This is a genomic window from Bacillus sp. L_1B0_5 (assembly GCF_000836715.1).
In the GTDB taxonomy this organism is placed as follows: Bacteria; Bacillota; Bacilli; order Bacillales; family Bacillaceae_G; genus Bacillus_A; species Bacillus_A thuringiensis_S.
In genome coordinates this window covers 1-24,294 of the sequence record NZ_JXIS01000158.1, presented here as the reverse complement: position 1 = coordinate 24,294, position 24,294 = coordinate 1, and the positions used below count along the sequence as shown (strand labels likewise).

Sequence of the window (24,294 nt, the reverse complement as noted above, 5' to 3'; positions counted from 1 at the left end):
GGGGATGAACAAAACCCCCACTGATTAAAGTTTCACTTTATTAGGGGAGATAGAAAATGGAAAACAAAAGTATTTTAAAAGGCGGTCTTTCAATTATTTCTCAATGTAAAAAAGAAACAAATGATATTTGGCATGCGCATTTTGGAGCAGCTGCAATTGCTAGTTATTTTTTTATGAAAGATAATAATATTGATGAAGAAACAGCTCGTAATATGTATTCGCAAACAAGGATGATGCTAAGCAAGAAAAAAATTGGTGAGATGATTGATGATAAAAAAGAAATAGATTTTCAGATTGCGGAGAATATGATTATAAAATCTTTAGAACAAACGATTGATGAGCTTCATTGGGTGGGGCATAACGTCATTTATGCATCATTAAGTTTATTAGCTATGAAAGAGCTACAAAAATGGGGTAATAATCAAGCAATTGAAGGGATTACTACTCTTATTTTATCATTTCGAAAAACAATTCCAGGTAGATCGTGGATTGGTTATACGACGAAAGAAGTAAAACAATTAAGTTTTGAAGATGAGATACAAAGTGAATTGAGTAATCCAACACAAGTATCTCAGTTCATTTTAAATGAGTTATCGAAATTTAATAGTATTTATCGAGCGGAATCACATCATGATTTAATTGGGCATTTGCTTACATACTCCCACGCAATTAATATAATGTACGATTTAGGACATATAGATATATTTCAACGAGGGATACGTCCGCTTTTAAAACTAGTATACGTACTAAGAGCTAGCCAAAAGCTCAAGCTGAATACGGAAATAGCTTTACACTCACCTATAGATCGATTACCTTTAATTCAATCTAAACGTGCAAATATTTTACCAACTGAAAATATATTTTGGATAAAAGACTATAGTGAATTCGATTGGGATTTTGGTCATGTATTTAAATTCTCATATAGTTATTTTAATCATATAAAAAGAGCTCCAAATTATAAAGATATCACATTAGAAAAATTCCGGTATGTTATTCATTCTTAATGAACGTTAATGATCTGTAAAAGGAAGTTTAACCTAGTTTTTTTTGTTAGTAGTATATTATTTTTTCAAATATGTAAGATTTTACATGCGTATTTTACTTTTACTAATTATGTAAGTAGGCTATACTGAAATACATACATTTTATTTTTGGAGAGATGTAAAACGACATGGAACTAGCGAAATTGGAAAAAGTAATTGAAATAAAAAAAGAAGAACTTTTATATTTAGTATCGGATTATGGAATTCAACATGAAAAAGTATTGGCATTGAGTCAAGAACTAGACAAATTAATCAATTACTTTATGTTTTTAAAATAAAGAGAACTATGACGGGGTTTGTAAATGTTATAGTTCTTTTTTATTAGGCAATTTGAAAATATATTCAAATATATTGTCTAATTTCTTACAGAATGCGCAACTTGCTAGTCGAATATAAGGACTTTTGGTTATAATAAAAAAGAATTATTAATTGTATCGGTTAGGAGCGCAGTACATATGAAAACAGTTGTTGTTATCGGTGGAGGTATAACGGGACTTTCTACTATGTTTTATTTAGAAAAATTAAAAAAGGATTATAATATCGATTTAAATTTAATTCTTATTGAAAAAGAAGAGTATTTAGGTGGTAAAATCCATAGTGTGGAAGAAAAGGATTTCATTATGGAGTCAGGAGCGGATTCAATCGTTGCTCGTAATGAACATGTTATGCCACTTGTAAAAGATTTAAATTTAGAAGATGAAATGGTATATAATGAAACGGGTATTTCTTACATATATTCTGAAAACATGTTACATCCGATTCCTTCTGATACTATATTTGGGATACCGATGAGCGCCCGGTCGTTGTTTAGCAGTACGCTAGTCTCAACGAAGGGGAAAATCGTAGCTTTAAAAGATTTCATAACGAAAAATAAAGAGTTTACGAAAGATACATCACTTGCTCTATTTTTAGAAAGCTTTTTAGGCAAAGAGTTAGTGGACAGACAAATTGCTCCTGTGCTTTCAGGCGTATATTCTGGTAAATTGAATGAGCTTACAATGGCATCTACATTACCGTATTTACTGGATTATAAAAATAAGTATGGAAGTATTATTAAAGGTTTTGAAGAGAATAAAAAACAATTTCAATCAGCAGGAAATAAAAAATTCGTATCATTTAAGGGTGGACTATCTACGATAATTAATCGCTTAGAAGAAGTGCTGACTGAAACTGTCGTAAAAAAAGGTGCTATAACGACGGCTGTAAGTAAACGAGAAGATCGATATGAGATTTCTTTTGCAAATCATGAAACAATACAAGCTGATTATGTTGTTTTAGCAGCTCCACATGATATAGCGCAAACTTTATTACAGTCTAATGAGTTAAATGAGCAGTTTAATACATTTAAAAACTCATCTCTTATAAGTATTTACTTAGGATTTGACATACTAGATGAACAACTACCAGCTGACGGTACTGGGTTTATTGTAACGGAAAACAGTGATTTACATTGTGATGCTTGTACATGGACAAGTCGAAAGTGGAAACATACATCGGGTAAACAAAAATTATTAGTAAGAATGTTTTATAAGAGTACCAATCCGGTATATGAAACAATCAAAAATTATAGTGAAGAAGAACTAGTACGAGTAGCTTTATATGATATTGAAAAGAGTCTCGGAATTAAAGGTGAACCAGAAGTAGTCGAAGTTACAAATTGGAAAGATTTAATGCCGAAATATCATTTAGAACATAATCAAGCGGTTCAAACATTGCAAGAAAAAATGACGAATCTTTATCCAAATGTATATTTAGCTGGTGCCTCATATTACGGTGTCGGAATTGGTGCGTGTATTGGAAATGGAAAGAATATGGCCAATGAAATAATGGCTACATTAAATAAATAATACTGTAGAATAAATAAAAACTGTTCCTTCAGCAAAATGGAGGAACAGTTTTTATTTATTTTATTTGAATGGAAATTTTATTGTTTTTTACATTGTTTTCTTTTATTGTTAATGTTATTTCTCCAGACTCTTTAAATGAATACGGTGATAGTTGATACATATCTTTTATATCATGTTTTTCTTGTAATTTACTTATCGGTATTAATACGATAGTTGGCGTCCATGTTTCTCGTTTTCCTGAAGGATATTCTATAAGTATTAACGGATTTTGTAACTGCATTGTTTTCCAATAGACGAAATATAATTGTACTTCTGTATCTTTTTTCAATAACTCTTCGGAGAAATAACCGAATTCGCCTACATTACCGAAAACAGTGTAGTTTTGATTTTTTAATTTAATATCTAAATAACTAGGTTGATATGTTACTGCATGATAAGTTCCATATGAAAGTGAGAGTATGGCAGCGATTAAAATACCGATTGAAAATGTCTTAAAGCTATTGCCTTTAAAGTTAGTCATCATGAATGAGTTTGGTGTGAATTTTTTTGCGAATAAAAAAATAAGTAATATGAGTAAGAGGGATAAGCCGATGAATATATACATAGGAAATTTACACCTCCACAATAAAATAATATATCAACTATATTTTACCATAAATGTATGGGGTAGGGTGGTTGTTTGGAAGGAGAAAATGAAGAAACAATTTTTTTACAGTTCTTGATAATTTGAAATTCGATTTATGGAAATTATAGCGTAATGTTTGAGTAGTAATCAGAAGGTATCCAATTTGTGTATATAGAATAAAGAAGGAATGCGTCATTAGAAATGTTTGATTTATGGAACAATAAGGACTTTACTAATTATAAATATTTTTTCTGATATAATAAATGAGTAGAGAGAAAGGAGTGATCCTATGGCATTTCCTATATTAGAAACAGAACGCTTACGTTTAGTTGAAATAGAACAATCTTATTGTCAAAAAATATATGAAATCTTTTCATTGGATGAAGTAACGTGTTATTACGGTATGAATTCTTTTACGGAGTTTGGACAAGCTTCACGTATGATCGAATCTTTTTCGAAAAATTACTTTGAGAAAAAGGCAATACGATGGGGAATTGTGTTAAAAGAAACGAACGTTTTAATAGGAACAATTGGACTAAATAATTTACAATTATGGAGTAAACGATCTGAGATTGGATATGACCTGCATCCTCGTTATTGGGGAAATGGTTATGCGTCAGAAGCGGCTCGAGAAATTATTGATTATGGGTTTAAAGATTTAGGTTTGTTTAGAATTGGAGCTATTACATATCCTGAAAATGTTACTTCTTGTAGAATGTTATCTAAAATCGGCTTTCAAAAGGAAGGTCTATTGCGCGGATATATTCATCAAGGAAATAAGCAACACGATGCATTATTGTATTCTATAGTGCGAACTGATATTGAGGACATAAATTTATAATAAAAAAAACCTCTTAATTAAAAGAGGTTTTTTTTATTATAAATTAACCTAATTTAGGTAATAAACGTTCTCCGCTTTTCATACTACTTTTACATAAAGGGCATTTAGGCTCTTCTTCAAATGAAAAGTTCTTTCTCATCCATCCTAAACAATCCTCTGATTCACATTCCCAAACAGGGGTTTGTTCTGGTGGTACTTCTGCTACATCGTTCTTTCGATTGCGATACATGTAACCACTCCTTTTATGTAAAAAATTTTAGTTATATATTAAAAAGGTTGTTAACCTTGCTGGTAACAACCTTTTTATTGTTTGAATTATAGCTTTACAACGTTTTTAGCTTGAGGTCCGCGGTTACCGTCTTCAACTTCGAAGCTAACTTCTTGACCTTCGTCAAGAGACTTGAAGCCGTCGCCAGTGATAGCTGAGAAGTGAACGAATACGTCGTTACCGTCTGCAACTTCGATGAAACCGAAACCTTTTTCGCTGTTAAACCATTTTACTTTACCTGTTAATGTCATGGTAATGCCTCCTAAAAGTAGAAAAATTACAATATGATCGGCCTTATTTGAATGAAAATAAAAGTTCACATATTATCAAAAACCCATAAGGAGTACAAAATGTCCCTGATTGATACTTGATAATATGCAAAGAAAATATAGTGTTAAATTGACCTTAATTACTATCTTACAACAAATGGTGGGAAATAGCAAGTGCTGGTAATACCAGTGTGAAATAGGGATGGTAAAAGACACAAAAACATCTCTTTTATTTATATATTATTCCTAATTTTGGTTTATGATAAACTAAGAACATTTTTATTGGGAAATTGTATTAGTGAATCGATATATAGTATAAGAATAGTGTTGATGTATTTGTTAAGGAGGCGAGAATATTGCAGTCTAATAAATTTAAAATAATTGAAGCAGCCAAAGAAGGAAGAAGAAAAGTTCATCCAGTATTTGCTGTTATACTTGCAATTGTATTTTTAACTTTAGGTGAATTGTTTATGTTATTTATGTTGTTTTTACCGAAAGCAGAAACGCTTTTAATGAAAGCAATTTATAGTGATATTGAAATGATATTGACGTTTGGCGGAGCTATATTTTTTGTTTTTTTATGGATTAGATTTGTAGAGAAAAGATCAATTTCATCCATTGGATTTTGGAGGAATCAGTGGATAAGAAAATATTTAAGAGGTGTATTAATAGGTTTTGTTTTTATTTCAATACCAGTCATGCTACTTTTATTAACTGGAAATGTACAACTACAAATGCAACACATTACACCAACCGCTATACTTGGAATTGTGGGATCTTTAGTTGCTTTTTTAATACAAGGTGCAACAGAAGAAATTGTTGTTCGGGGTTGGTTATTTCCAGTTCTTTCTGTTAGAAGCCGTATATGGATCGGTATTGTTGTAACTTCATTTTTATTTGGTTTTCTTCATTTACTAAATCCAGGTATTACAATTCTTTCAATATCGAATATAATATTAGTTGGTGTGTTTGCAGCTTTTTACGTTTTGAAAGATAGTAGTCTTTGGGGGATATGCGCATGGCATTCCATTTGGAATTGGGCACAATATAACGTATTTGGTTTTGCGGTTAGTGGAATGACAATGTATTCTACACCACTTTTTAAACCTGTAACAACTGGATCGGAATTCCTTCATGGAGGCTCGTTCGGAATTGAAGGGAGTATCATTACAACAATAATGCTCTCTATCGCTTCAATTGTTTTATGGAAACAGTTATGGGGGAGAAAAGCGAAACAACGAGATTTTAGTTAATGAAAGAGGGAGAAACTATGGGGATTATAGCGTTTGAGGGAGCGAGTGCGGTTGGTAAGAGCACAACGTGTCGTGAGTTAGAAAAGAATTATGGTGCTTATATTATACCTGAAGTGAATTTTTTATTTGAAAGACCAAAAAATGAGCATAGAACATGGTATTTTGAAAAACAAGTAGAGCGCTGGAAAATAGCAATGCAGAAGTCAGAGCAATATGAATTAGTAATACTTGATGGAGACATTTATCAGCCACTTAGCTATAATTGGTGTTTCCATTTTGAAATATTTGATCAGTCATTATCTTTAATAGAAGACTTTTATAAGGAAAAGCTGATACATAGGGAAATTGGTTTTCCTGATCAATATTTTTATTTATATACGAATGATGAAGAACTTAGAAAACGGAAAGAATCTGATGAGACGAGAAGAAGAAGAAACTTTGAAAAGCATTTACATATATCAAAACCACTTCAGCGTTATTATGAAAATTTAAATACCGTTACAGACGGGTATTGTAAATTAATTGAGGCGAAAAGTGTAAAATCGAATGAAATAGAAATTGTAAATAATTTAAACAGTTTAAATGTTTGTGAAGAAAGACGTTTTGATGTTTCGAGGTTAGATGCTATTACGAAGTGGTTAAAAGAAAATTGTGCATAAAGTAAAAACAACGAGTGTTGTAGAACGCGCTCGTTGTTTTTTTGCTTCTTTATAAATATAAAGGAAAAATTTGTAGAATACTTTCAATATTTAACAGAATAATCTTTCAATTTTAAAGGAAAAGAAATACAATATGAGAAAGTATATATAAATAATATGATAGGGGATGGGATGCGATATTTTAAATGAAGTAACAGTTTTTATATAAAAAATAATTAGGTAGTCAGAACAGAGATATTTGGGAGGAAACAAGCGCGATGAAAACACTATTTAAAATAATCGGTATTCTAGCTGGTATGGCGGTAATCGGAGTAGGTTTAACATATGGTATGCTGCATTATTTAAATAATAGTAAACCAGCTGCGAAAAAGGCATCACCAGCTGCTCCAGCAGTAGAAGTACTAGCTGATAGTAACGTAAAAGCAGAAGATGCGAAGCTTTTAGAAAATGGAAACTATTCATTACCGAATAGTGGTTTTAATAAAAATTTTAAATGGACAGATGAGAACATACAGACAGCATTACATGAAATGGCACATCAAAAAGCGAAAGCTGATCAAAAGTGGGGCTATATTTTTATTACACAAGAACGGATTGAAAGTTTAATTGATATTGTAAAGAGTAACGATCTTGTACAGGGAAGTACATATGTAGAAATTTTAGAACGATGGAAACAAGGAAAATATGAAAAAGTTGATGGGGATCATAATAAGATTTGGAAATTACAAAGTGGGAATTTAGGAGAAGGAAAAGGAGTAATGTCGGAAGCTGAGCAAAAAGAATTAATTAATCAAGTGTTTATGCAAAAAGGTACATATTCAGGTAGTAAATTAATTGCAGATGGGGGAAAGACTAATAAATAATATACTAATTAATGAAAGGGAGTAATTGCTTATTAGGCAATTACTCTTTTTATATGTACTTCTTAATATCTTAATCTCGTTCAAGTAAGGAAAGAAACGACTGTAGTACCGGAGAAATCCATCTAGATTTATGATAGATGACATGACTTTGAATAAATGCTGGAGTTTCAATAGGCTGAAAACATAGTTGTTCTTTTTGACAACTCTCTTGTACAACGATATAAGGAAGAATTGAAATGCCTAACTCACACATGACGGATTGTTTAATGACTTCAACATTGGAAGTTTCAAATGTTTTAGCTGGAATATTTCCGCTTTGACGTAAAAAACGATCTACCATTGGCCTATAGCCGCAGCTTTGTTCTGTAAAAATGAACTGGGTGTCCTGTAATAACTGGAATGGATTTGTATGTGCAGCGGAATAAGCTGGTAAAATCCATCCAAATGTTTCATTACTAAAAGTTCGCGTAATAAAATCATTATGTTCTATACTTTCTCCAATTATGAAGACAATGTCTGTTTCTCCTTCACGTAATTTTTGTAATGCTTGTTCATTTGTGTTCGTTTCAAGTACGATATTTACTTTCGGATTTTTCTGTTTGTAAGTACGTAACAATTGTGGTAAGCGGTATACCGCTAATGATTCATTAGATGTAATACTCAATGTACCTTCTAAATAATCTGTATTTTGGGGGATTTCTTGCGCTTTTTCATATATTGCAAGTAATTCTAATGCATAAGGATGAAATTGATGACCTGCTTTTGTAAGTAGCACTTTTTTCCCTAACCGATCGAAAAGAGGAATATGTAAATCGTTCTCTAAAGCTTTCATATGTGCTGTAACAGTAGATTGCGCATAACCTAGCGCGTGCGCAGCTTTAGAAAAATTACCATACTTCACAATGGCGCAAAATGTTTTAACATGTCTCATTTCCATAAGCGATCCCTCTTTTATTATCATGATTTGTGAATGATTATATCATGTATTTTAATTTTCCAAATGATTAAATTCTGTATAAAATGAAATTGTAGAAATATTCATTCAGGTGATATTGGAGGAGAAAAGATGATCAAAAAGGGCTATCATGTAGCTGTTGTTGGGGCTACAGGTGCGGTAGGGCAAAAAATTATTGAACTGTTAGAGAATGAAATGAAGTTTAATATAGTTGAAGTTACATTGCTTTCGTCCAAACGATCCGCTGGTAAGAAAGTAAGATTCAAAGGACGAGAGATAATTATACAAGAGGCAAAAACAACTAGCTTTGAAGGTGTAGATATTGCCTTTTTTAGCGCTGGGGGAGAAGTATCTAGACAATTTGTAACTCATGCAGTTTCTAGTGGTGCGATTGTAATTGATAACACAAGTGAGTACCGAATGGCGCAAGATGTACCGCTCGTTGTTCCGGAAGTGAATGCGCACACTTTAAAACAGCATAAAGGTATCATTGCAGTTCCAAATTGTTCAGCATTACAGATGGTAACAGCACTTCAGCCGATTCGAAAATCATTTGGTTTAGAAAGAATTATCGTTTCAACATATCAAGCTGTATCGGGTTCTGGCATTCATGCGATTCATGAATTACAAGAGCAGGCTAAGTCTATACTTGCAGGTGAAGAAGTGAAGAGTGATATATTACCGGTGAAAAAAGATAAAAAACATTATCCAATAGCATTTAATGTACTGCCTCAAGTAGATATATTTACAGACAATGATTTTACTTTTGAAGAAGTCAAAATGATTCAAGAAACGAAGAAAATATTAGAAGATGAAAACTTGAAAATGGCAGCTACTTGTGTACGTGTTCCAGTTGTATCGGGGCATTCAGAATCGGTTTATATAGAACTGGAAAAAGAAGCAAGCGTTGCGGAAATTAAGGAAGTATTAATGGATGCACCAGGTGTTATTTTGCAGGATAACCCTAGTGAACAGCTGTATCCAATGCCATTATATGCAGAAGGGAAAATAGATACATTTGTCGGAAGAATACGTAAAGATCCTGATACGCCAAACGGATTCCACCTTTGGATTGTTTCCGATAACCTATTAAAAGGTGCGGCTTGGAATTCAGTTCAAATCGCAGAGACTTTAGTGGAAAAGGGGATACTTTAATATAGTTTAAAAAACTGGGGAATCGTTAATGATTCCCCAGTTTGTATTTCATAATTGTTTTCTTTATTTCGGCCAACTTTAATTAAAATTAGTCGTTATTGAATTTTTATAAATATCTACTTTATGTGCAGTGAAGCGTAAGGTTTTGGATTCTGCATGAATTGTAAGATTAATAATAATCGATAACGGCATTTCGACCGTTTTCACAATATCTTCTATAGCAATATACTCATTTTTTGCTTCCTTATAATAAACAACAGAACGAATTACGGCCTCGTCACCTTCAATATCAATTTCACACATCATAGGGAATTTTTCACCATTATGTAAGAATAATTCGCCTAGTACGATTGAACCGTTTAATTCTTCTGTAAAATTAGTAGTTGCCGCTGGTTTTACCCATGTTTCGTCATGTTCTTCGTTTTCCTCTTCATCTATTGCCCATTCCCAAATGGGGTTTTGTTTTAGGTCCTCAATAGTTAATTTATCAATTGGTTTGCAATTATTCATACATAAATTCTCCTTTTATTTTGATAAGTAAGTTTCTTAGTTTCATGAATTAGATGATTGCTTATAAGTGGATTCAACAAAGTATTTTGCTCATTTGATATCCAAACTACTTTATTTTGAAATAAAGTTATTACAGCAATATTAACAAAACTTTAATTGTCTAGTAAATAATTATTAGTGGAGATATTAAAATGGGATGGTGTTAAAGAAAGATAGTAAAAAACATCAAGGATGAATGAAATCCATTTGGTATGATATGGATATATCCAATGTGAGGGGGAGTTTGATGTATCAAGTAAAGGGGTATTTTTCATCATTAAAAGGAAGTTATTATGAGATTGGAAAGCAACAAGGGGAGTTCGTGAAACAAAATCCGTATCTCATCCCGCAATTTATACACGAAGAAAATGTAATATCTAATAACCATTGGACAGAATCGAGAAATATACTAAACAAACATTGTCCAGGCATAAATGAAGAAATTGAAGGTTTTTGTGAAGTGTTGAAAATTCCTTCTAAAAATATAATGTATTACTATCAAACACTATTGAAAGCAGGTTGTAGTCATTGTGCAGTATTACCTAAAAAGACAGATTCAACTCACACTTATGTATTAAGAAACTATGATTTATCACCAGTAATAGATGATATGCGTTTTTGCTCGACGCATGTTGAAGGTGCGTATGCGCATAGTGGTTTTTCTACTCAATATTTTGGTAGAACAGAAGGAGTTAATGAACATGGATTATCTGTTACATTTTCAGCATGTGGTCAACCAGTAGGAAATATTGAAGGTCTACGAAAGCCAGTAGTAAGTGGTTTACAATGTTTTGCGGTAATTCGACTGTTATTGGAGAAATGCAAAAATGTGCAGGAGGCTAAGTCACTAATAGAAGAAATACCAATTGCTAGTAATATTAATTTAATACTAGCTGATCCTTTAAATGCAGCATATATTGAAATATTTGACGGTCATAAATCCACAATAACGATTGATGGTGAAAAACAAGCTTTTATTGTATCAACAAACCATGCAGTTAGTTCATCAATTCAGAAATTAAATAATAGGAGATTAGAACAATCTACAAAGAGATATCACGTTTTACATGAGCATTTAAATAGATATGAACAAGTAAGCATAGAGTCTTTAAAAAAATTAGTAGAAGAAGAATATCCTGCTGGACTAACTGTACATAACTATGAAGAATGGTTTGGAACTTTACATTCTGTATTATTCGATTTACATGATCGTACAATGAAGATTTGCTTCGGATCACCACTTTTAAACGACTGGTACCTATTGAAAGTTGGAGGAAGTATGCCGTTTTCTGAGGTGAACGTGAACTTTAAAAATAAAACTTATACTGACTTTTGGAGGGAAGATAAGAATAAATTGATGCCTAAAAGATAAATGGGATAAGATGGTAATATAAAGAGTGCATTTATACTGGAGGGATTACCAATACTAAAAGTTATGTTACCATTTGTTCTTATCTTTTTTCTTGTCATTGCGATGTATATTGCTTATCAAAAGAGAAAAAAATCTGGGATAAAAGGATTGAAAAGTGCGTTAACTTCTATTTGCTTCTTTTCACTTGCAGTCTTAAATATGTTTGCATAGTGGTTTCATTTTGGTGGTGCTTTTACTTGGTTATTTTCAATTGTATTATTGCTAGTTGGTGCATATTTTACTAAATATATTCCAATATCTAAAAAGGTACATTAAAGTTTATAAGAGTTTAAATATAATGTTTACTTTGTTTTGAGAAGAGATTATTCTACTAAATTGTTGTGAAACGGTTTCATAGGATAATCTCTTTTGTTTAGTTTTGGAAAGAATGTACTGTAATTTTTAGTTGCTCAATAAATTCTCGAGTTGCAGCACACATATATTTATCTTTTCTATAAATTAGCCCTATTTCAATTGTTGGAGTAGGGTTTTCTATTTTAATTGCTTTAATGTTTTTATTTTGTAAAAAGTCTATATATGGTTTGGGTAACACTGTAATTCCCATTCCTTTGGAAACCATTTGGATTAAAGATTCCATCGTACTAATTTCTAAAATTGGCCTTGGTTTAAAGTTTAATTTTTGACAATGAGATGTAATTAGTTCGGTTAAAAAGAAATTTTTAGGTAAAAGAATTAAAGGGTAGTTCTGTAATTCAGCAATAGATACATGATTACGTTCAGCTAATCGATGACCAGTGGGCACGACCAATGTAAGATCGCTTTTGTATAGAGGGATGGAGATAATCTCTTTATCTTGCACCGGGAGAAATGTAATTCCGATATCTAGTTCGTTTTGTAATAATTTTTCACGAATATCTCCTGTACGAAGCCCTAATACAGAAAGCTTTATATTGGGATATAAATTATTAAAATTTAAAATAGCTGGTGGTAGTAAATAATTTACGACGGTTAACAAAGCCCCTATTGTTAAGGAACCTTGCTGTAAACCGTTTAGGTCTTGAATGGCTGAACGAGCTTGTTCGACTTCATGAAAAATGGTTTTACTATGTGATAATAAAATCTTCCCTGCTTCAGTTAAAGATATTTTTTTACCAATTCGATCGAAAAGTGGCATTCCTACTTCATGCTCTAATGCACGTATTTGTTGACTTAGTGAAGGCTGTGAAATATTTAATTTTTCAGCTGCTTTTGTGAAATGTAATTCTTTTGAAACAGCTAAAAAGTATTCAAGTTGTCGTAATTCGATTGGAATCACCTCAAGTATAATGATAGGTTATACCTATCATTATTATATAAATAATTGAATTGAACAATGATTTTAGAGGTTTTATAATCATCTTTATATAGCAGAGAGGGTTGTAAAAATTAATCGAGAGAAAATACATGTAACACCTTTAAAGGAGGAAATAGAATGGCTAATGAATATCAATTATTATCTTTAAGTATAGGATTACCAAAAGAGGTTACATACGGCGGAAAAGTAATTCATACAGGCATAAATAAGAAGCAAGTAAAGGAACCGGTATATTTATCCTTTGTAAAATTTAATGGAGATGGACAGGCGGACTTAGTTCATCATGGAGGAGTAGATAAAGCAGTTTGTGTTTATACTGGTGATCACTATCCATACTGGGAAAAAGAATTGAATCAAGATCTTGTATATGGGGCTTTCGGAGAAAATATAACAGTTAGTGGTATGCGCGAAGAGGATGTTTGTATTGGTGATACGTTTGAGCTCGGAGAGGCAATCGTACAGGTAACACAACCAAGGCAACCTTGTTTTAAATTAGCAAAAAAATATAATATTCCAAAGTTACCACTATATTTTCAAGAAACAGGATATACAGGATTTTATTTTCGTGTATTAAAAGAAGGATGGGTATCATCAGTCGATACATTAAAAAGTCTACAGTCTGATCCGAAAGGTGTTTCAATAGCGTTTGCTAATCGTATCATGCATAAGGAAAAACAAAATATTGAAGGGGTAAAAAGAATATTAGAAGTAAATGCACTTTCAAGTAGTTGGAGAAAGTCTTTTGAAAAGCGTATAAGTGGAGAAGAAATTAATACGAAGGAAAGACTTGAAGGGATAAAAGAATAAAAATATTTTATTATAAATAGTGTATTTCTATTAGTAAAAGCTAATTAGAAAGCGCTATTTTTATATAATAAACTAATTAATATCCAGAAATCTTAATATTGTTTTATTCGACTTATTTTCAAATAGTCAAAACATAAAATTAATTAGACTTTTTTTTTATGTTTTATGATAGTATATTGATTGGTAAGACCTCTATTTTTAAGAGTAGGTCATATAAGTATATCTAATTTAATGGAATTTAACATTTGGAGGTACAACATGGGGAATGTTGAAAAATTGGCAAGTCTTCTAATAGAAGAACCGAAAAGAGAGCAGTTATTTCCTTTATTTGAAGAAGTGTTTGGAATTAAAACTCAAACATTGAATGATTTTTCGGATAAAGGATATTGGGATGATACATATAAAGCTTTATCGTTTTTACAAGAAGATAAAGTGATTGCAAATGTTGCGGCATTTTCACTCCCATTATTAATTAATGGTGAAAAAATAAATGCGGCGGGTATTCAATCAGTAATGACACACCCTAATTTCCGTAGACAAGGGTTAATGACACAATTAATGGATAAAATGATAGAAGAAATCGATAAGAAATGTGAATGTGCATTATTGTTTACGGAAAACCCTGAACTATATACAGCATTTGGATTTAAAGTTGTGCAGGAATATTTGATGACTATACCATATGATAAAAATATTAATAATAACGATTCACTACTTAAAAAGTTAGATTACTATAATATAGAGAATAGACAGTTAATACATGAAACTATTGATAGTAGCCAAAGACTTTCAAATAGTTTTTCAACTTTAAACTTCCATCCTTCATTTTATTTGAATATGTATGATTCGGAATGGAATGAGAAATTGTATTATTCAGAGAAACTAGATGCTCTAATCGTTTATGAAGTAGAAAATGAAAAGTTGAAATTATTTGGAGTATTTGCGCCAGTACTTCCGGTTTTAGATGAATTATGTGGAGAAATCAATGAAAGGTTTACGGACATCGAATTTTATTTTTCTCCGGATCAATTAGGGGTTGAGGATGTACAGTTTACAGAAGTACAGTCTAGCAAGTATTTAATGGTTCGAAGTGATAAAGAGTTAGATTTTAAAGGTTATAAATTCCCAGTATTAGCGGAGTTTTAAATGTCTATATAAATGCTTTATTATGGAGGAGCTATGAATATATCGTATATACCAGAACATATTGAGCAACTCACTATAATGAATGTACCTGAATACTATAAAATTAATGATAATCATGCGTTTATTGTCCGTTCGAAAGCAGAAACTGATTTTTGGCTTAAAACACATTATGGTTTTGAAGTAATGAATGGTCATGTATTTTATAATGAGATGATGACAGACTTTCAAGCTGAAGTTCAGTTACGTATGAATCCAAATTCAAAATTCGATCAAGCAGGTCTTTTTGTTATGATTTCGGAGAACTGTTGGCTAAAAACATCTTTAGAATATATCCCTGAAGGGCCATCTCACTTAGGTGCTGTCGTAACGAATAATGGATATTCTGACTGGTCAACGCAAGATTATCCAACTGAAGCAGCTAAGCAACAACTTCGTTTTCGAATTATTCGAAAAAGCGGTGATTATACAATATATGTGAAAAAGGGCCATCAATGGGAACAAATAAGAATCGCTCATTTAATGGAGGATATAGGGAAGGAGCCTGTTAAAATAGGTTTTTACACGTGTAGTCCTTCTAAAAATAAGGGATTTGAGACTGAGTTTTTACATTTTACAATTGAAGAAATATAGATGAAAAACCGTATTCTTTTCATTAAGAATACGGTTTTTGTATTTATATAATATAAAGCACATTTATTGACTAGAAAGTCATTAATACTTATCATTTAATAATGTTAAATATTAATTTACATAATATAATAGAAGTAATAAAGAAATTACAAAATATATAGCTTAAATAAGGAGGGATATGAATTATTCAGTGGTAATTTCATGGGAAAAGGAGATTATGTATGAAATCATTTCGTAAGTTATTACAGTATTTAAAACCATACATGTTCTTCGCTATTATTGGGCCGCTATTTATGGTACTTGAGGTTGCGATGGACTTAATTCAACCGACTATTATGCAACATATCATTGATGTTGGGATTGCAAATCGGGATTTAAATTATGTAATAAAAATGGGGCTTCTTATGATAGGAGCAGCAGCACTCGGTTTAGTTGGAGGGCTTGGGTGTATGATGTATTCTACAAAAGCAGCTGTTAATTTCGCTACAGACATACGAAAAGATGTGTTTGCGAAAATAGAAACATTTTCTAGTAATAATCGGGACTCATTTGGAACAGGTAAATTATTAACGATCGTGACAAATGATATCACTTCCATTCAATCGGCAATGACGATGACATTACGTGTTCTCGTTCGTGGTCCACTGTTATTTATCGGAAGTATAATTATTGTTTTTGTAACAGCGCGAGAGTTATTTCCAATATTACTTGTAGTTGTTCCGATTTTATTACTTGCGATTATTTTAATTGCAAGTAAAGCAAGTGGTACATTTAAAAAGGTGCAAGAGGCATTAGACAAAGTGAATACAAAGCTACAAGAAAATTTATCTGGTGTGCGTGTTATAAAAGCGTATGTAAGACAAAAATACGAAATCGCTCAATTTGGAAATGTAAATACAAATTTAACGAAGATAAATATTCGAGCTGTGCAACTTATTTCTTTAATGATGCCAATCATTATGCTAGTTGTAAGTGGCGGGATTGTCGCAACATTATGGATTGGTGGAGAAAAAGTATTCGATGGAACGCTTCAAGTAGGAGCGATTTTGGCATTTATTAATTACTTGAATATCATTTTAATGTCACTTATGTCGATTAGCATGGTATTTATTCAAATTGCGCGAGCTTTTCCATCTGCGGATCGTGTACAGCAAGTGTTAAATACCGAGGTTGATATTATAAGCGAAGCGTATGCGATTGAACCTGAGAAAATTGAAGGAAATATCGAATTTAAAAATGTTAGTTATAGCTATACGAAAAATAATGAATACGTTTTAAAAGATATTTCGTTTAGCATACAAAAAGGTGAAAAAGTAGGGATTATTGGATCAACTGGAAGTGGTAAATCTACCTTAGCGAAACTGTTACCACGTCTATATGATGTGGATCATGGTGAAATATGTATAGATGGAATAGATGTTAAAAAATATGATTTGCAAAAACTCCGTGCTTCAATAGGGTTTGTACCTCAGAAGGCATTGTTGTTCTCAGGCAGTATAGAAGAAAATTTACGTTATGGTAAAGAAGATGCAACACATGACGAGCTGGAAGTAGCAGCTGCATCAGCTTGTGCGACTGAGTTTATCAATAAGCTGGAAGAATCTTATCAATATAATTTAACACAAGGCGCGACAAATCTATCAGGTGGACAAAAACAACGTGTATCAATTGCAAGGGCACTTGTGAGAAAGCCACCGATTCTCATATTAGATGATTCTACATCAGCAGTTGATGCAAAATCAGAGGCTACCATTCAAACAGCTTTAAAAACAAAATATAAAGGCACAACGACTTTATTAATTGCGTCCAAAATTTCTTCCATAATGGATGCGGATAAAATACTTGTATTAGATAATGGTGAATTAGTTGGCAATGGTACACATGAACAATTGTTAGAACAAAGTGAGGTTTATCAGGAAATTTATCTTTCCCAAGGTGGTAATTTGGATAAAGAAGGTGGGGAAGAACATGCGTAATTTTCAAGGGCAATTTGCTAATAAAGGTGGACGAAACACCCCAAAGATGGGAAAAGCTAAAAATGCTCAAGGAACTGTAATGCGGGTATGGAACTATATGGGCTATCAAAAAGCTGCTCTTATGTTTGTTATATTTCTAGTCGTTGTTACTACATTACTTGGATTATTAGGTCCATATTTTATGGGAGTCATTATAGATCAATATATTGTACCGAAAGATTTAAGTGGTACAGCAAGAATGTGTATGTTACTTATCGCGATTTATGGTGTAACTGTACTTTTAACATGGTTACAAACGTTTGTCATGATTAACGTTGCATTAAAAACAATTCAAAAAATACGACAAGATATTTTTGAGAAAATCCAAACGCTTTCTTTACGGTTCTTTGACGTGCGTTCTCAAGGTGATTTAATGAGCCGTGTGACAAATGATATAGATAATTTGAATCAAGCTTTGACACAAAGCGTTGTACAAATTATTTCATCAGCATTAACTTTTATAGGTGTAACGATTGCAATGTTCGCCTTAAATTGGATTTTAGCAATTGTAACTTTAATTACAGTACCTATTATGTTTTACGTTACAAAAAAACTAGTTGCATATAGTGGTAAAAACTTTGCGAAGCGTCAAAAAGATTTAGGTGAATTAAATGGATTTATTGAGGAAGCAATTACAGGTGCGGATGTTACAACGTTGTACGGAAAAGAAAAAGAAACTGTACAAAATTTCAATAAAATTAATGAACAGCTAAGAGTTTCAGCTACGAAGGCTGATACATTTTCAGCTTTTATTTTTCCAAGTATGAACTTTATTAATAACTTAGGTATGGGGCTTGTCATTGGGACTGGATCAGTTATGGTCTTAAACGGAATGACAACAGTAGGAGTTATTGCGGCTTTTATTAATTATTCTCGTCAATTCTCAAGACCGCTAAGTCAATTTGCGACTTTAATGAATACAATTCAAGCGGCGGTTGCTGGTGGAGAACGTGTTTTTGAGATTATGGATGAGGTACCAGAAATTCAAAATAAAAAAGACGCATTTGTTGTACAAAATTTACAAGGGCATGTTGCACTTGAGAATGTTTCATTTGGCTACGCAGAAAATAAAACGATTTTAAAAGAAGTGAGTCTTAAAGCGCAGCCAGGAGAGACAATTGCTTTAGTTGGTCCGACTGGATCAGGGAAAACAACAATCATTAATTTGTTAACTCGCTTTTATGATATACAGCAAGGACAAATTCATATTGATGGAAAAGATATAAAAGATTATGATATTAATTCTTTACGAAGTAAAATAGGAGTAGTTTTACAGGATACGTATTTATTTGCTGGTTCGATTATGGATAATATCCGTTATGGACGCTTAGATGCTACTGATGAAGAAGTTATCACTGCAGCTAAGGCAGCATCTGCACATTCTTTTATTAAGCATTTACCAAATCAATATGAAACAGAAATTGCTTCAGAAGGATCGAATTTAAGTCAAGGACAAAAACAACTTCTTGCGATTGCACGAGCAATTTTAGCAGATGCAGATATATTAATTCTCGATGAAGCGACATCAAATATTGATACAAGAACAGAATTACAAATACAAGCAGGACTAAATAATTTAATGAGAGGTCGCACAAGTTTTGTGATCGCTCATCGACTTAAAACAATTGAAAAAGCAGATCAAATTCTTGTTATAAAAGATGGAAATATTTTAGAAAGAGGGAATCATGAGTCTCTCATGGAAGATAGAGGGTTTTATTTTGATCTGTATACGAGTCAGTTTAAAATTTAATATAAAAAATGAGGTTTCTCTAGAAAAGAGAAGCCTCATTTTTTATATTCGTAAATTTTATGAATCACTTTTCAAACCAAATTCATTATCCGACCTGAAAAATACTTATACTTGCAGAGACATTTGTTAAAGAGCCGCCATCACTATTTGAGAGAGTGATAGTACTTGCTGAAGAGGTGTTATTTATTAAAGTCAATGTTGAAGGAACAACTGTTACGGTAAAAGCAGCAGTACCTTGATTTATTGTATGTGGTGACCCCGTACCAAAACGCCCACCTGGAATTGGTGTACCATTTAGTTCGAGGGAGAATTGGTTTTCGCGAGAAGCTTGTAATTGAAACTCTGCTACATATGTTCCTAGTGTATTAATTATAATATTTCCAGTACCTGTGATGTGACTAAGGGCAGTTCCTGTTATAGGTCCATTTGTGTTAAAAGTAACACTACTTCCCACTGCGATTGATTGGTTAGTAGTATCAAAAACATATAGATAGTTTGTTAACCCTACACTAGCCGCCCCAGTAGGTCCGGTGGAACCGGTAGAGCCAGTATGTCCAGTGGAACCGGTAGCCCCAGTAGGCCCGGTGGAACCAGTGGAGCCAGTAGAACCGGTAGCCCCAGTAGCCCCAGTAGCCCCAGTAGGTCCAGTGGAGCCAGTAGAACCAGTAGAACCAGTGGAGCCAGTAAGTCCGCTGGAACCAGTAGCCCCGGTAGGTCCAGTAGGAGAATGTGGGAGAATAATACGGTTAATATCTAAAAGTGAAAAGTTAATGAACATATCTTTGTTTTGATAATCTATCGAAATCACCTCACTAGCATGTTTAAAGAAATAGTAAAGTAATAATTTTTATAGGTATTTCATTTCTATATTATTAATGCAACTTATTTTGGAAACAGTAAATAGCTATCATGACTATAGGGTATTAATTTTTAACCTAAATTTTAATAAAACCTTTATTAAAGATAAAGAGCGCTTTTAAAGGCGCTCTGAGACAAGTTTCATGTTGAAAAAGGGAATTGAGGATATTATGTGCATACTGTTTTAGAATGTTGTAAATTTTTAATTAAAAATAAAAAGATCTTATAAAAATTTAAAATTTGTATTATTAGATAGTCACCATACAATAAAATATGCTTGTTTGATATAAATGTGTGTCAAATTTACCAAAATATATTTTGGCATGCATAAGAAAATTAAAATACTTTGTTAGCAAATACTAGCGGCTTCAGTGACAGATGGTAGAAAAAGTTTACGTGGTATTGTAATAATCTCAAGCGCTATTTGCGTGGAATATAGGAGTATTTGAGTTAAATCTAAAGCGAGTGTTAAAAGTATTATGAAGCTTGTAAGAATTACAAAACTACCCCAAAAGAAACTTTTTGAAGTGTTACGGAAATCTTTTATTAAGGAAAAGAAAGAAAAAAATGCAGTAACAATAAGAATGAAAAATTTATACTTATCAGACATTATGACCCTCCTAAATAACAGTAATTTATATTATACCGTATTTTTCAATATTATTATAAAAAGATTTTAAAGTGAATAATAGGAAAAAATAAGGCCATAACTCTTAAAACATTAGTTTTGATTTTATTTTTTAAGAAACGGTATGAAAGATTATAGGCTGGTGATACGAGATTAAATAAGGGGAATCTGCGTGCAGCAAGAGTCCCAAATCAGATTTCTACTAGAGAAAAGTAGTTAGTTGGAGTAGGTAGATTAATAAAAAACGGATGGATGTGGAAACTAAATATTTATGACATTAAGTACAAAGGTCAGGAAATATAGTTTGGTATTCTGAGAATAACCGGAGGTCCGTAGTTAAGGTTGCATAGTATTTATATTTTTTTTCTAATTTTTCAATTGTTGTTAAGTGATGAGAACCTAATCCACGCCGTACACTATGTTGAGAAAGGGTCGGTCCAATTTGCAATTTTCGTTTTTTCATTGCATCGTTCCATGGACTATAAAAAAATTTAAAAATAAAAGCAGGTTCCATGTAAATGCTATAAGGATAATGTGAACCATGTCTCCCGACTCTATAGTTCCCATCCGAATTATTGTGAATTAATCTACCGTTAAGATAAAGTTGATTTGGAGTAGGTTGAATTATTATGCCGTGATAACGTTGTTTAACAAGCGGAGAACTATATCTTGGATTAGTGTAGCCATGAGTCGGTTCATCGATCATCATAATCACTCTTATTGAAAACATATTGTCACCCAAAGTGTTAAGTGATTTGAAAAATTTTTCTTTATTGTAACAGCATAGGAATTCTGTCGTATTTAATACCATTTTCCATCCTGTAATTTCTCTTTCAATTTTCATAACTTCTTGATCAACTAAATAAGCATCAAATTCGAGTGATTTTGAGTTTCGTATTTCCCAATTAGGAGCGAATGTTTTACAGATTTCAACTGAACGATCAGTGGATCCACGGTTAATAAGAATACCATGATCAAAAAGCTTTGTATGGTGCATTAACCACCATGGAAGTAAATATTCTTCATTGTAAAAATGAGAAATTAAAGTAGTCTTAATCAAAATCACCTCCGTATTTAACCGGCCTCTTATTTAATATGATATGGAAGGAACCTTATTGTTAGAAGGTTCCCTCTTAAAAATTTTAAACAAATAGGGTATATGGATGAATTAGTATATAAAGTAGTCTGATTGATGAAGAGTGGTATTAAAAAGTACAAAAACCTAAAACGAGAATGAGCATTGAATTAGTGTATAACGATTGAAATAGCACTAAAAACTAATAATACAGCCATAATGATGTTAAATAATTGATTGTGTTTTAATAGAAGTTTTTGAAACATAGAACCGAATAAGCTCCAACTAAATGTACTTGTTAAACCGACTATACCAAGAAATAATGAAAAAAGTAGAAAGCTTGAATATGAATTGTAGTAAGGAAGGATAAAAGTTGATACTACAGTCAGTCCGAATAAGATCCCTTTAGGGTTCACAAACTGAAGAAAAACCCCTACTGTAAATAGATTTTTATTATTCTTTTCATCGAGATTTGTACCCCCTTTGTTAGTGAATATCTTAAAAGCTAAATATAGCATATACGCTACACCTAAAATTTTTAAAGGAGCTTCAATTATAGGGAGGATATTAATTAATAAAATATTAAAGAAACTACATAAGGAAGTGAGGATAAAAAAACCGAAAGATACTCCAAAGCAAAACTTCATGCTCCTTTTTAATCCGTGTTGATTTGCGTATGTCATCGCTAAAAAATTGTTAGGTCCGGGTGTGAAGCTACTTATAAAAACAAATAATAAAAAAGAAAATATAGGCATTTGAAGACCCCCTAATTATTTTTGTGTGTTATAATGACCGAAAAGAACAATATAACGTGTGCTTTTTATTATACATACCGGTCGTTATATTGTATATAGTGTGGGAGTGTTTTTTATGGAAGAAATTCAACTTATACTGGCGAAAAATTTAAAAACTATACGAGAAAAAGAAAAATTGAGTTTGGAAAAAGTTTCCCAATTGACAGGTGTGAGTAAAACGATGATTGGACAAATTGAAAGAGGAGAATCAAGCCCGACACTAACAACAATATGGAAAATTGCAAATGGCTTGAAAGTTTCTTTTACCTCTTTAATCAACAATCCACAGCCTGATACGAAGGTGATTTTAAGAAAAGATATTCAAGTATTGTCTGAAGACAATGGAAAATATAATGTGTATCCTTCTTTTCCTTTTCAAGATGATAGACATTTTGAAATGTATACAGTGGAAATAGAAACAGAAGGGAAATTAAGTTCAGAAGGGCATAAAGAAGGCGCAGAAGAATTTATAACGGTATTTGAAGGTGAATTGACATTAAAAGTGAATAACAGTCAATATAAATTAAATAGTGGAGATTCAATTCGTTTTAAGGCCGATAGAGCACACTCTTATTATAATTTAGGGAAACCTTTGACTCGATTAAGCATGACAATTTATTATCCAACTGCATAAGTGTGCATTTACAGTAACAAAAGATAAAACCATCTATAAGAGATGGTTTTTATTTTTTATCACTCACAAAAAAAGACACTCATCAGAGTGTCAACATAGTATTGCTCTCGCGTATAGGATTGGAGTACATTTCTCAAATGCGTATTGAGATGGTTCGTAAAAGAGAAAATGTCTTCATATTTAATGTAACATCGGTGGAAGTCAGTGTAAATTGATAATATATATACGGAAAATTTAGTATAGATAGTTTCCACTATGGATATAGTGCGATTTGCTCTTTAATACGCCATCACTTTTATGAAATAATTGGGAGGTTCTTATTATGACAGACTTGGTATTTAATAATGTTTATTAGAAAAAGAATGAATCATTTTTTAATCGATTCGTATAATTGTTAGAGAGGCACCCGTTGAACCACCTCCAACCAAATTAACGACGGATAATATGCCGAATAATTGAAGTGAAATTGTATTACCGGCAATTAAATTAGTAATTAAATTATTGTTATAATTTGAAGTTGATATAGCGGGAGAAAAAATAGAACCAGGAAGTGGAGTAGAAGCGTTTAATAGTAGTCTTGTTCCAGCGAGTAGAGCAGTTGTCGTATTAACTTGATAGGTTAAATGATATCTTCCGGTTACAGGAATTGTAAATATATCGTTTGAGGCGTTAACTGTAAAATTACCGAGGCTTTGATTATTAGAAAGAGGAATATTAGTTCCACCTAATATCACAGAGATGGGACCACCTAATGTATTATTAGCGAACATAGAGTTTGTTGTAACTATTGACCCAGTACTTCCGGTAGATCCAGTACTTCCGGTAGGCCCAGTACTTCCAGTAGGTCCAGTACTTCCGGTAGGCCCAGTACTTCCGGTAGGTCCAGTACTTCCGGTAGGCCCAG

The 24,294-nt window shown here is 32.2% G+C and carries 26 protein-coding genes and 1 pseudogene; 16 read left to right on the top strand and 11 right to left on the bottom strand.

Features of this window, described 5'->3' with window-relative positions:
- The first annotated feature begins 56 nt into the window (after window positions 1–56).
- The 3 genes from RT27_RS30830 (at window position 57) to RT27_RS30820 (ending at window position 2,890) form a co-directional block, all read left to right on the top strand.
- Window positions 57–1,004: a hypothetical protein gene (locus RT27_RS30830; RefSeq protein ID WP_043938962.1), complete on the top strand. Its 948-nt coding sequence runs from the start codon at window positions 57–59 to the stop codon at window positions 1,002–1,004.
- A gap of 167 nt (window positions 1,005–1,171) precedes the next feature.
- Window positions 1,172–1,321: an aspartyl-phosphate phosphatase Spo0E family protein gene (locus RT27_RS30825; RefSeq protein ID WP_000417698.1), complete on the top strand. Its 150-nt coding sequence runs from the start codon at window positions 1,172–1,174 to the stop codon at window positions 1,319–1,321.
- 177 nt (window positions 1,322–1,498) lie between these two features.
- On the top strand, window positions 1,499–2,890 hold the full coding sequence (locus RT27_RS30820; protein WP_043938960.1) for a protoporphyrinogen oxidase: 1,392 nt from the start codon (window positions 1,499–1,501) through the stop codon (window positions 2,888–2,890).
- A gap of 55 nt (window positions 2,891–2,945) precedes the next feature.
- Here the strand turns inward: RT27_RS30820 and RT27_RS30815 are convergent, their stop codons facing one another.
- The gene (locus RT27_RS30815; RefSeq protein WP_043938958.1) at window positions 2,946–3,494 is read right to left on the bottom strand and encodes a hypothetical protein; all 549 of its coding nucleotides are present in this window, start codon (window positions 3,492–3,494) and stop codon (window positions 2,946–2,948) included.
- 310 nt (window positions 3,495–3,804) lie between these two features.
- On the opposite strand from RT27_RS30815, the gene RT27_RS30810 reads away from it, so the two are divergent.
- Window positions 3,805–4,356 (top strand): GNAT family N-acetyltransferase, encoded by a 552-nt coding sequence (locus RT27_RS30810; protein ID WP_000885398.1) that lies wholly within the window; start codon window positions 3,805–3,807, stop codon window positions 4,354–4,356.
- 43 nt (window positions 4,357–4,399) lie between these two features.
- Here RT27_RS30810 and RT27_RS30805 read toward each other — a convergent pair whose 3' ends face one another.
- Complete coding sequence (locus RT27_RS30805) at window positions 4,400–4,585, bottom strand: cold-shock protein (protein ID WP_000286203.1); 186 nt, start codon at window positions 4,583–4,585, stop codon at window positions 4,400–4,402.
- Between the two features lie 86 nt (window positions 4,586–4,671).
- Window positions 4,672–4,875, bottom strand: coding sequence for a cold-shock protein CspD (gene cspD, locus RT27_RS30800; RefSeq protein WP_000176365.1), 204 nt, complete (start codon window positions 4,873–4,875; stop codon window positions 4,672–4,674).
- A 374-nt stretch (window positions 4,876–5,249) separates the two neighbouring features.
- On the opposite strand from cspD, the gene RT27_RS30795 reads away from it, so the two are divergent.
- From RT27_RS30795 to RT27_RS30785, 3 genes are all read left to right on the top strand, one after another.
- The gene (locus RT27_RS30795; protein WP_043938955.1) at window positions 5,250–6,146 is read left to right on the top strand and encodes a type II CAAX endopeptidase family protein; all 897 of its coding nucleotides are present in this window, start codon (window positions 5,250–5,252) and stop codon (window positions 6,144–6,146) included.
- On the top strand, window positions 6,146–6,805 hold the full coding sequence (locus tag RT27_RS30790; protein WP_043938953.1) for an AAA family ATPase: 660 nt from the start codon (window positions 6,146–6,148) through the stop codon (window positions 6,803–6,805). The genes RT27_RS30795 and RT27_RS30790 overlap by 1 nt, the downstream gene beginning before the upstream one ends.
- 257 nt (window positions 6,806–7,062) lie before the next feature.
- The gene (locus tag RT27_RS30785) at window positions 7,063–7,668 is read left to right on the top strand and encodes a PRK06770 family protein (protein WP_029442281.1); all 606 of its coding nucleotides are present in this window, start codon (window positions 7,063–7,065) and stop codon (window positions 7,666–7,668) included.
- A 70-nt stretch (window positions 7,669–7,738) separates the two neighbouring features.
- On the opposite strand, the gene RT27_RS30780 is transcribed toward RT27_RS30785, so the two are convergent.
- Window positions 7,739–8,605 (bottom strand): LysR family transcriptional regulator, encoded by an 867-nt coding sequence (locus RT27_RS30780; protein WP_016081671.1) that lies wholly within the window; start codon window positions 8,603–8,605, stop codon window positions 7,739–7,741.
- A gap of 129 nt (window positions 8,606–8,734) precedes the next feature.
- On the opposite strand from RT27_RS30780, the gene RT27_RS30775 reads away from it, so the two are divergent.
- Window positions 8,735–9,778, top strand: coding sequence for an aspartate-semialdehyde dehydrogenase (locus RT27_RS30775; RefSeq protein WP_043938951.1), 1,044 nt, complete (start codon window positions 8,735–8,737; stop codon window positions 9,776–9,778).
- Window positions 9,779–9,856: 78 nt separating this feature from the next.
- Here RT27_RS30775 and RT27_RS30770 read toward each other — a convergent pair whose 3' ends face one another.
- Window positions 9,857–10,288, bottom strand: coding sequence for a hypothetical protein (locus tag RT27_RS30770; protein WP_029442283.1), 432 nt, complete (start codon window positions 10,286–10,288; stop codon window positions 9,857–9,859).
- Between the two features lie 286 nt (window positions 10,289–10,574).
- On the opposite strand from RT27_RS30770, the gene RT27_RS30765 reads away from it, so the two are divergent.
- Both RT27_RS30765 and RT27_RS30760 read left to right on the top strand, forming a co-directional pair.
- Window positions 10,575–11,699: a C45 family peptidase gene (locus RT27_RS30765; RefSeq protein ID WP_029442284.1), complete on the top strand. Its 1,125-nt coding sequence runs from the start codon at window positions 10,575–10,577 to the stop codon at window positions 11,697–11,699.
- 51 nt (window positions 11,700–11,750) lie between these two features.
- Window positions 11,751–12,014 (top strand): annotated as a pseudogene (locus RT27_RS30760) (hypothetical protein).
- A gap of 97 nt (window positions 12,015–12,111) precedes the next feature.
- Here RT27_RS30760 and RT27_RS30755 read toward each other — a convergent pair.
- Window positions 12,112–13,014 carry a LysR substrate-binding domain-containing protein gene (locus RT27_RS30755; RefSeq protein WP_016081666.1) on the bottom strand — a complete coding sequence of 301 codons (903 nt, stop codon included), beginning with the start codon at window positions 13,012–13,014 and terminating at the stop codon, window positions 12,112–12,114.
- A 156-nt stretch (window positions 13,015–13,170) separates the two neighbouring features.
- Between RT27_RS30755 and RT27_RS30750 the strand changes: the two genes are divergently transcribed.
- The 5 genes from RT27_RS30750 (at window position 13,171) to RT27_RS30730 (ending at window position 19,401) form a co-directional block, all read left to right on the top strand.
- Window positions 13,171–13,860, top strand: a complete 690-nt coding sequence (locus RT27_RS30750) for an MOSC domain-containing protein (protein WP_029442285.1) — start codon at window positions 13,171–13,173, stop codon at window positions 13,858–13,860.
- A 258-nt stretch (window positions 13,861–14,118) separates the two neighbouring features.
- A complete protein-coding gene (locus RT27_RS30745) occupies window positions 14,119–15,006 on the top strand; it encodes a GNAT family N-acetyltransferase (protein WP_029442286.1) in 888 nt (295 codons plus the stop codon).
- A gap of 33 nt (window positions 15,007–15,039) precedes the next feature.
- Window positions 15,040–15,636, top strand: coding sequence for a DUF1349 domain-containing protein (locus RT27_RS30740; RefSeq protein WP_001027675.1), 597 nt, complete (start codon window positions 15,040–15,042; stop codon window positions 15,634–15,636).
- 221 nt (window positions 15,637–15,857) lie between these two features.
- Window positions 15,858–17,612: an ABC transporter ATP-binding protein gene (locus RT27_RS30735; RefSeq protein ID WP_029442287.1), complete on the top strand. Its 1,755-nt coding sequence runs from the start codon at window positions 15,858–15,860 to the stop codon at window positions 17,610–17,612.
- On the top strand, window positions 17,605–19,401 hold the full coding sequence (locus tag RT27_RS30730; RefSeq protein WP_016081661.1) for an ABC transporter ATP-binding protein: 1,797 nt from the start codon (window positions 17,605–17,607) through the stop codon (window positions 19,399–19,401). The genes RT27_RS30735 and RT27_RS30730 overlap by 8 nt, the downstream gene beginning before the upstream one ends.
- A gap of 85 nt (window positions 19,402–19,486) precedes the next feature.
- On the opposite strand, the gene RT27_RS30725 is transcribed toward RT27_RS30730, so the two are convergent.
- The 4 genes from RT27_RS30725 to RT27_RS30710 form a co-directional block, all read right to left on the bottom strand.
- Window positions 19,487–20,179 carry a hypothetical protein gene (locus RT27_RS30725; protein ID WP_043938949.1) on the bottom strand — a complete coding sequence of 231 codons (693 nt, stop codon included), beginning with the start codon at window positions 20,177–20,179 and terminating at the stop codon, window positions 19,487–19,489.
- Between the two features lie 429 nt (window positions 20,180–20,608).
- The gene (locus tag RT27_RS30720) at window positions 20,609–20,869 is read right to left on the bottom strand and encodes a hypothetical protein (RefSeq protein WP_016081658.1); all 261 of its coding nucleotides are present in this window, start codon (window positions 20,867–20,869) and stop codon (window positions 20,609–20,611) included.
- A gap of 295 nt (window positions 20,870–21,164) precedes the next feature.
- Window positions 21,165–21,947, bottom strand: a complete 783-nt coding sequence (locus RT27_RS30715; protein ID WP_016081657.1) for a glycosyltransferase family 2 protein — start codon at window positions 21,945–21,947, stop codon at window positions 21,165–21,167.
- Window positions 21,948–22,132: 185 nt separating this feature from the next.
- The gene (locus RT27_RS30710) at window positions 22,133–22,717 is read right to left on the bottom strand and encodes a LysE family transporter (RefSeq protein ID WP_016081656.1); all 585 of its coding nucleotides are present in this window, start codon (window positions 22,715–22,717) and stop codon (window positions 22,133–22,135) included.
- A 115-nt stretch (window positions 22,718–22,832) separates the two neighbouring features.
- On the opposite strand from RT27_RS30710, the gene RT27_RS30705 reads away from it, so the two are divergent.
- Complete coding sequence (locus tag RT27_RS30705) at window positions 22,833–23,390, top strand: helix-turn-helix domain-containing protein (RefSeq protein WP_043938947.1); 558 nt, start codon at window positions 22,833–22,835, stop codon at window positions 23,388–23,390.
- A gap of 374 nt (window positions 23,391–23,764) precedes the next feature.
- Here RT27_RS30705 and RT27_RS30700 read toward each other — a convergent pair.
- A partial coding sequence (locus RT27_RS30700) for a hypothetical protein (RefSeq protein ID WP_043938946.1) occupies window positions 23,765–24,294 on the bottom strand: 530 nt, incomplete at its 5' end.

Coding starts and splice junctions, on each gene's coding strand:
- RT27_RS30775 (WP_043938951.1), top strand. CDS start 8,735: ATGATCAAAAAGGGCTATCATGTAGCTGTTGTTGGGGCTACAGGTGCG.
- RT27_RS30735 (WP_029442287.1), top strand. CDS start 15,858: ATGAAATCATTTCGTAAGTTATTACAGTATTTAAAACCATACATGTTC.
- RT27_RS30730 (WP_016081661.1), top strand. CDS start 17,605: ATGCGTAATTTTCAAGGGCAATTTGCTAATAAAGGTGGACGAAACACC.
- RT27_RS30745 (WP_029442286.1), top strand. CDS start 14,119: ATGGGGAATGTTGAAAAATTGGCAAGTCTTCTAATAGAAGAACCGAAA.
- RT27_RS30780 (WP_016081671.1), bottom strand. CDS start 8,605: ATGGAAATGAGACATGTTAAAACATTTTGCGCCATTGTGAAGTATGGT.
- RT27_RS30705 (WP_043938947.1), top strand. CDS start 22,833: ATGGAAGAAATTCAACTTATACTGGCGAAAAATTTAAAAACTATACGA.
- RT27_RS30825 (WP_000417698.1), top strand. CDS start 1,172: ATGGAACTAGCGAAATTGGAAAAAGTAATTGAAATAAAAAAAGAAGAA.
- RT27_RS30805 (WP_000286203.1), bottom strand. CDS start 4,585: ATGTATCGCAATCGAAAGAACGATGTAGCAGAAGTACCACCAGAACAA.
- RT27_RS30740 (WP_001027675.1), top strand. CDS start 15,040: ATGAATATATCGTATATACCAGAACATATTGAGCAACTCACTATAATG.
- RT27_RS30750 (WP_029442285.1), top strand. CDS start 13,171: ATGGCTAATGAATATCAATTATTATCTTTAAGTATAGGATTACCAAAA.
- RT27_RS30725 (WP_043938949.1), bottom strand. CDS start 20,179: ATGTTCATTAACTTTTCACTTTTAGATATTAACCGTATTATTCTCCCA.
- RT27_RS30785 (WP_029442281.1), top strand. CDS start 7,063: ATGAAAACACTATTTAAAATAATCGGTATTCTAGCTGGTATGGCGGTA.
- RT27_RS30770 (WP_029442283.1), bottom strand. CDS start 10,288: ATGAATAATTGCAAACCAATTGATAAATTAACTATTGAGGACCTAAAA.
- cspD (WP_000176365.1), bottom strand. CDS start 4,875: ATGACATTAACAGGTAAAGTAAAATGGTTTAACAGCGAAAAAGGTTTC.
- RT27_RS30720 (WP_016081658.1), bottom strand. CDS start 20,869: ATGTCTGATAAGTATAAATTTTTCATTCTTATTGTTACTGCATTTTTT.
- RT27_RS30815 (WP_043938958.1), bottom strand. CDS start 3,494: ATGTATATATTCATCGGCTTATCCCTCTTACTCATATTACTTATTTTT.
- RT27_RS30790 (WP_043938953.1), top strand. CDS start 6,146: ATGAAAGAGGGAGAAACTATGGGGATTATAGCGTTTGAGGGAGCGAGT.
- RT27_RS30820 (WP_043938960.1), top strand. CDS start 1,499: ATGAAAACAGTTGTTGTTATCGGTGGAGGTATAACGGGACTTTCTACT.
- RT27_RS30810 (WP_000885398.1), top strand. CDS start 3,805: ATGGCATTTCCTATATTAGAAACAGAACGCTTACGTTTAGTTGAAATA.
- RT27_RS30710 (WP_016081656.1), bottom strand. CDS start 22,717: ATGCCTATATTTTCTTTTTTATTATTTGTTTTTATAAGTAGCTTCACA.
- RT27_RS30765 (WP_029442284.1), top strand. CDS start 10,575: ATGTATCAAGTAAAGGGGTATTTTTCATCATTAAAAGGAAGTTATTAT.
- RT27_RS30830 (WP_043938962.1), top strand. CDS start 57: ATGGAAAACAAAAGTATTTTAAAAGGCGGTCTTTCAATTATTTCTCAA.